Origin of the sequence: Nocardia farcinica, from assembly GCF_029867845.1 — a bacterium.
GTDB lineage: Bacteria > Actinomycetota > Actinomycetes > Mycobacteriales > Mycobacteriaceae > Nocardia > Nocardia farcinica_A.
In genome coordinates this window covers 1-2,286 of record NZ_JARWRU010000270.1, presented here as the reverse complement: position 1 = coordinate 2,286, position 2,286 = coordinate 1, and the positions used below count along the sequence as shown (strand labels likewise).

3 protein-coding genes are annotated in these 2,286 nt (G+C 72.8%); all 3 read left to right on the top strand.

Translation table 11 applies throughout. The annotated features are described in order from the left end of the window. Nucleotides 1-68: 68 nt before the first annotated feature. The 3 genes from grpE to QH283_RS05505 are packed head-to-tail and all read left to right on the top strand — an operon-like array spanning nt 69 to nt 2,222. A complete protein-coding gene (grpE, locus tag QH283_RS05515; protein WP_280501929.1) occupies nt 69-632 on the top strand; it encodes a nucleotide exchange factor GrpE in 564 nt (187 codons plus the stop codon). 37 nt (nt 633-669) lie between these two features. Further along, nucleotides 670-1,827 (top strand): molecular chaperone DnaJ, encoded by a 1,158-nt coding sequence (gene dnaJ, locus QH283_RS05510; protein WP_280501928.1) that lies wholly within the window; start codon nt 670-672, stop codon nt 1,825-1,827. Continuing rightward, the gene (locus tag QH283_RS05505; protein ID WP_280501927.1) at nt 1,827-2,222 is read left to right on the top strand and encodes a heat shock protein transcriptional repressor HspR; all 396 of its coding nucleotides are present in this window, start codon (nt 1,827-1,829) and stop codon (nt 2,220-2,222) included. Before dnaJ ends, QH283_RS05505 begins: the two co-directional genes overlap by 1 nt. The last annotated feature ends 64 nt before the right edge of the window (nt 2,223-2,286 follow it).

The window sequence follows — 2,286 nt, the reverse complement described above, 5'->3', positions numbered from 1 at the left end:
CCGCCCCCCCCCCCCCCCCCCCCCGGGGGCCCGCCGGCCCCGCGCCCGCGCCGCCCTCCGCCGCGGGGGTGTGGGTCGCGGCCGACGCCGAGGCTGGCGCGCCCGCCGCGCCCGAGCCGGGGCCCGCGGCCGGGTCCGCCGACTCGGACGTGGCGAACCAGCTGGCCGAGCGCACCGCCGACCTGCAGCGCCTGACCGCCGAGTACGCCAACTACCGGCGCAGGGTCGATCGCGACCGCAAGGCCGCCGTCGACGCCGCCAAGGCCGCCGTGGTCACCGAGCTGCTCGGTGTCCTCGACGACCTGGACCGGGCTCGCGCCCACGGCGACCTGGAGACCGGGCCGCTGAAGGCGGTGGCCGACAAGCTCGCCGACGCGCTGCGCAAGCAGGGCCTCGAAGAGTTCGGCCAGGAGGGCGACGCGTTCGACCCGACGCTGCACGAGGCCGTGCAGCACGAGGGTTCCGGCAACGACCCGGTGCTGGGTACGGTCATGCGCAAGGGCTACCGGCTCGGCGATCGGGTGCTGCGGCACGCGCTGGTCGGCGTCACCGACGGTGTCGGCGACGAGGCCGCGAAGGCCGCGTCGAACGGAGCAGAGGCATCGGATGAAGATGCCGCGAAGAAGGATTGATCCGTTTCCCCGGACAGGTGGAAGGAGGGAGTGACCGATGAGCCAACGGGAGTGGGTCGAGAAGGACTACTACAAGGAACTCGGCGTTTCCTCCTCCGCCTCCCAGGACGAGATCAAGAAGGCGTACCGCAAGCTCGCCCGTGACCTGCACCCGGACGCCAATCCGGGTGACACCAAGGCCGAGGAGCGCTTCAAGGCGGTCAGCGAGGCCCACGCGGTGCTCTCCGACCCGGTCAAGCGCAAGGAGTACGACGAGACCCGCAGGCTGTTCGCGGGTGGTGGCTACCCCCGCGGCGGCTTCGGCCCGGGCGGAGCGGGCGGCTTCTCGCAGCAGTTCGACTTCGGCGACATCTTCGGCGCGGGCGCCGCGGGTGACGGCGGTCTCGGCGACCTGCTCGGCGGCCTGTTCAACCGGGGTGGCGCCAGGGCGGGGAGCAGGCCGCGCCGCGGCTCCGATGTGGAGACCGAGACCACCCTCGGCTTCCGCGAGGCCGCGCAGGGCGCGACTGTGCCGCTGCGGATGACCAGCCCCTCGCCGTGCACCACCTGCCACGGCAGCGGCGCCAAGCCGGGGACGAGTCCGCGGGTGTGCCCGCACTGCAACGGCACCGGCGTGATCAACCGCAATCAGGGCGCGTTCGGTTTCAGCGAGCCCTGCGACGGCTGCCGGGGCACCGGCTCGGTCATCGACGACCCGTGCGTCGACTGCCGGGGCAACGGCATCACCAACCGGACCCGCACCATCACGGTGCGGATCCCGCCGGGTGTCAGCGACGGGCAGCGCATCCGGCTGCCCGGCCAGGGCGAGGCGGGCCTGCGCGGCGCGCCCTCGGGCGATCTGTACGTGACCGTGCATGTCAACCAGGACAAGGTCTTCGGCCGCAAGGGCGACGACCTCACCCTGGTGCTGCCGGTCAGCTACGCCGAACTCGTGCTCGGCACCACGGTCTCGGTGCCGACCCTGGAGGGTCGCGTCGGAGTGAAGGTGCCGCCGGGCACCGCCGACGGCCGGACCCTGCGGGTGCGTGGTCGTGGTGTGCCCAAGCGCGGCGGCGGCGCGGGTGACCTGTTGGTCACCGTCAAGGTCGCGGTGCCGCAGAAACTGGATGACGCCGCCATCGAGGCGCTCGAGCGCTATCGTGAGGCGGAGAAGGCAGCCGGATTCGATCCGCGGGCGGGATGGGCAGGTGCGTGATGTCCGACGATCCGAAGACGTCCGCCGGGGGGCGGGCCGAGTACTTCATGATCTCGGTCGCCGCCCAGTTGGCGGGAATGCATGCGCAGACGCTGCGTACGTATGACCGGCTCGGGCTGGTGACGCCGCAACGGACTTCGGGCGGTGGTCGCCGGTACTCGGCCAGGGACGTCGAGTTGTTGCGCGAGGTGCAGCGGCTGTCCCAGGACGAGGGCGTCAATCTGGCAGGCATCAAGCGCATCATCGAACTCACCAACCAGGTCGAGCGTCTCCAGCAGGAGGTCGCGGAACTGCGTGCCGAGCTGGAGCGGGTGCGGGCGGGCTACCGGCCCGATCTTTCGCCGCCGCAGCGGAGTACGGCGCTGGTGGTCTGGAAGCCACGCCACCAGCGCTGAGCGCACACATCCCGCCGCGGGGGGGGGGGGGGGCCCCCCCGCGGGGCCGCCCCCCGGGGGGGGG